Source organism: Actinocrinis sp. (assembly GCF_035946395.1).
GTDB lineage: Bacteria > Actinomycetota > Actinomycetes > Streptomycetales > Catenulisporaceae > Actinocrinis.
This window is the reverse complement of the sequence record NZ_DASYZI010000204.1, coordinates 1-3,904: the sequence shown is the minus strand read 5'-3', so window position 1 is coordinate 3,904 and position 3,904 is coordinate 1. Positions and strand designations below refer to the sequence as shown.

At 71.6% G+C, this 3,904-nt stretch carries 2 protein-coding genes; both read left to right on the top strand.

Features of this window, described 5'->3' with window-relative positions:
• A partial coding sequence (locus VGS97_RS12675; RefSeq protein ID WP_326853598.1) for an alanine racemase occupies window positions 1–1,134 on the top strand: 1,134 nt, incomplete at its 5' end.
• Window positions 1,135–1,146: 12 nt separating this feature from the next.
• A partial coding sequence (locus tag VGS97_RS12670; protein ID WP_326853597.1) for an amino acid adenylation domain-containing protein occupies window positions 1,147–3,904 on the top strand: 2,758 nt, incomplete at its 3' end.

Below are 3,904 nucleotides of genomic sequence, written 5' to 3'. Positions count from 1 at the left end.
GCAGGTGCGACTCCGGTATACGTATACAACCGGACCGTGCTGCGGGACCGCGTCGCGTTGGTGCGTACGGCGTCGCCGACCGGTGCGCTGATCTATTACTCGCTCAAGGCCAATCCGCATCCCGGAGTGGTCAATGCACTGACAGGCGTGGTGGACGGCTTCGACGTCTGCTCCACCGCCGAGTTGGAGACAGTGCTCAACACGGGCACCGACCCGGGCGTGGTGTTGTTCACCGGGCCCGCGAAGTCGACCGCCGAGGCGACGAGCGCTCTGGCGTCGGGCGTCGCCGTCACCATCGAGTCCCTCGGGCAGGCCCGGCTGTTCGCCCGTGTCGCCGAGCAGATCGGCGCGTCGGGCCGCGCCGTGCTGCGGGTCAACACGCCGTATCCCGTGAGCGATCCCGAGCAGACCGTCGAGCCGAACCAGTTCGGTCTCGCCGACGACGACCTGGACGAGGCCGCCGAGCTGCTCGCGCGCTCGGCGGTGCGCGTCGAGGGGCTGCACCTGTTCTGGGGGTCACAGCACTTTGACACGTCGGTCATCGCCGGTGCCCGGACCGATGCGCTCGAACGCGCGCGGCGCCTGGCCGGCCGCACCGGCCTGACGCTGGAGACGGTCATGATCGGCGGCGGGATCGGCCTGCCGTGGTGCGACGCGGACCCCGCCGTCGACTGGCCGGGGCTGCACCGCGCCGCGCTGAATCAGGACGCAGAGCTGCGCGCGCTGTTCCCCGAGCCGGCGCCCGCGATCGCCTGCGAGTACGGCCGCGCTATCGCGGGACCGGCCGGAACGCTGCTGACGAGCGTGCTCGACGTGAAAGAGGTCGGCGACCGGCGCTACGTCCTGGTCGACGCCGGCCTGAACCACGCGATGATCGCCAGCCGGCTCGTCGCCGGCGGCCGGCGCGGCGAACCGCGTGTTCGCGCCGTCGGTGCCCGCGACTCGCGCCGCGTGCGCCGAACCTGGGTGAGCGGGCCGCTGTGCTCCAGGCTCGACGTGCTCGCCGCCGACGTCGCGCTGCCCGAAGTCGAGCCGGGCGACCTGCTCGCCTTCGCCGCCCTCGGCGCCTACGGCGCCACGTTCAGCCCGGCCGGCTTTCTGAGCCGCGACCCGGCACGGGAGCTCGTGTACTGAGATGGAGGCGCCGTGACCGCCACCGCCGTCGACGCACTTCGCGCGCTCGGCCCGATCCAGCGCGCTTACCTCGTCGGCGACCAGCCCGGACTCGAACTGCGCAGCCCCGCACGCTATTACCTGCCCTGCGACGTCGATCCCGAGCGGGTGCCCGCCATCGCGCAGCGCCTACGCGACCTGGTGCGTGACCACGCGATCCTGCGTGCCGGCGTCAGCGCAGACCTCGAACTCACGGTCCGCCCCCCAGAGGCAGCCGATCACCTCACGGTCGACATACGCACCACGCCCGACGACGAGTTCCTCGACGTCTGCGAAACGATCCGACGCGAATTCACCGACGACGCCTTCGAATTCGGCTCCTGGCCGCACCTTCGGCTGACCGTCGTCCGCTCACCGCTGCGAGCGCGACTACACCTGATCTACGCGCTGTGGATGATGGACGCCGCAGCGCTCGAAGTCTTCCTGGCCGCTGTCGCGGCGCCGGGTCGGCCGCAGCCCGCCGCCGACGGCCCGCCTGCCGCGCGCCGTGACCGCACCGAGCGCGACGAACGCTATTGGCGTGGCCGCGCCGGCACGCTGCCGGGTCCGGCGGAACTGCCGCTGCGGCCCGACTGGCGGCACGCGGGGCGTCGCGTAGGCCATCGGACGGTCGTTCTCGAACCGGCCGCCGGCCGACGGATCTCGGATATCGCGGCCGAGCACGGCCTGACCCCGGCCGCGGTCTATCTCGCGGCGTACGGGGCGATCCTGTCCCGGCTCGCGGGCGGCCGAGAACACACCGTCACCGTGCTGCACTCCGCGCGGCCGTTCGGCGCCACCGCTTCGATCGGCAATTTCGGCACCACTGTGCCGGTGGAGATCCCGGCGCCAGGCGGGTCGAGCTTCGCCGACCTGGCCCGGGCCGTGCAGGCCCGCAGCCTGAGCCATGCCGTGCACGGCTCGCCGGGCGGGGCGCGGATCGCCCGGCTCGCCGATCCCGACGGCGCGCCGGACCGGCTGCCCCATCCCTTCGCGTTCACCGCTTTCGCCACGGACACGCAGGCTGAGGCGGACGAAGGGCTGCGCAGGCGCTGGGACGAGGTCCAGTTGCGCGTTCCGCAGGTACTGCTGGACCATCAGGCGGCGCTCGACGCGGACGGCACGGTCCGGCTCGGCTTCGACTGGCGGGCCGACGCGTTCGATCCCGGATTCGCCGAGGACTTCACCGAGTGTTGCAGTGGGCTGATCCACGCGCTGGCGCAGGACACTGCGGCGTGGGAAGCGCCACTGCCGGACGTGCTGATGCTGAGGGCTCCGGAACCTCCGGATCCGCTGCAACATACGCCGGGTCCACGTGAAACCCTGCACGAACGCGTGCTGCGCTGTGCCGTCGAGCATCCCGATCGTCCCGCTGTCCGCGACGACGACGAAGTGCTGACCTACGCGGAACTTGTCGCCCGCGCCTCGGCGTCCGCCGCTCTCCTGCGTGCGGCGGGAATCGGCAGCGGCGACCGGGTCGCCGTGCATTTGCCGCGTGGCGTGGGCCAGGCTGTGGCCGAGCTCGGCATCCTGATGGCCGGCTGCGTCTTCGTGCCCATAGATGTCGCCACGCCTCCGGGGCGCATCGAGGCGATCGCAAGACGCGCCGCGCTCCGCTTTGCCTTCACGACGGACTCGCAGCAGTGGGCTCGTCTCGGTGCGCGTCCTCTGACACTGCCGAGCTCGACGCCCGCATACACAGCGCCCGCCGAACCCGTCACCACCTGCCCTACCGCCTACGTCATCTTCACCTCCGGCTCCACCGGTGAGCCCAAGGGCGTCGTCATCTCGCACGCCGCCGCCCTGGCCACTCTGGACGCGGTGAACGCGGAATTCGGCGTCGGGCCGGATGACAGCGTGCTGAGTGTCTCCTCGATCGGCTTCGACCTGTCCGTGTACGACGTCTTCGGTCCGCTGCTGCGCGGCGGCTCGGCGGTGATGCTTTCCGAGGAGTCCGGCCGCAGCCCGGCCGGATGGGTCGAGCGGCTCCAGCGCCATGGCGTGACTCTGTGGAACTCCGCGCCCGCGCTGGCCGCCCTGCTCGCTCAGGAGGGCGCCGCCGTGCCGTCGATACGCACGTTTCTGCTCAGCGGCGACTGGATTCCGCTCACCCTCCCCGGACGGCTCCAACGCCTGGCACCCGCCGCCGAGGTGGTCAGTCTCGGCGGCGCAACCGAGGGCGCCGTGTGGTCGATCTTCCACCGGATCGCCCCGGCAGACCTCGCAGGCCGTTCGATCCCTTACGGACGCCCGCTGGCCGGGCAAGACGTGCTGGTGCTCGACGCCATGCTGCGCCCGTGCCCGGACTGGCACATCGGCGAGCTCTACATCGCCGGGGCGGGCGTGGCCGACGGCTACGAGAACGACCCGGAGCGCACCGCCGCCGCCTTCCTGTCCCACCGCGACTATGGACGCATCTACCGCACCGGTGACCGCGGCCGCCGCTTGCCTGGAGGCGTCATCGAATTCCTCGGCCGCACCGACACCCAGGTCAAACTCAACGGTCACCGCGTCGAACTCGGCGAGATCGAGTCCGTGCTCTGCGATGTCGCAGGCGTTCACCGCTGCGTGGTCGTCGCGCGACCGGCGGATCGGGGCATGCGGCTGGCCGCGTTCGTCGTCCTTGAACCGGACGCTCCGGCGAACTGGCGCACCACGGCCAGCGTGGCGCTGCGTGACGCTCTGCCCTCGTACATGGTGCCGGACGCGATCGTCGAACTCGACGACCTGCCGCTCACCGTGAGCGGAAAGC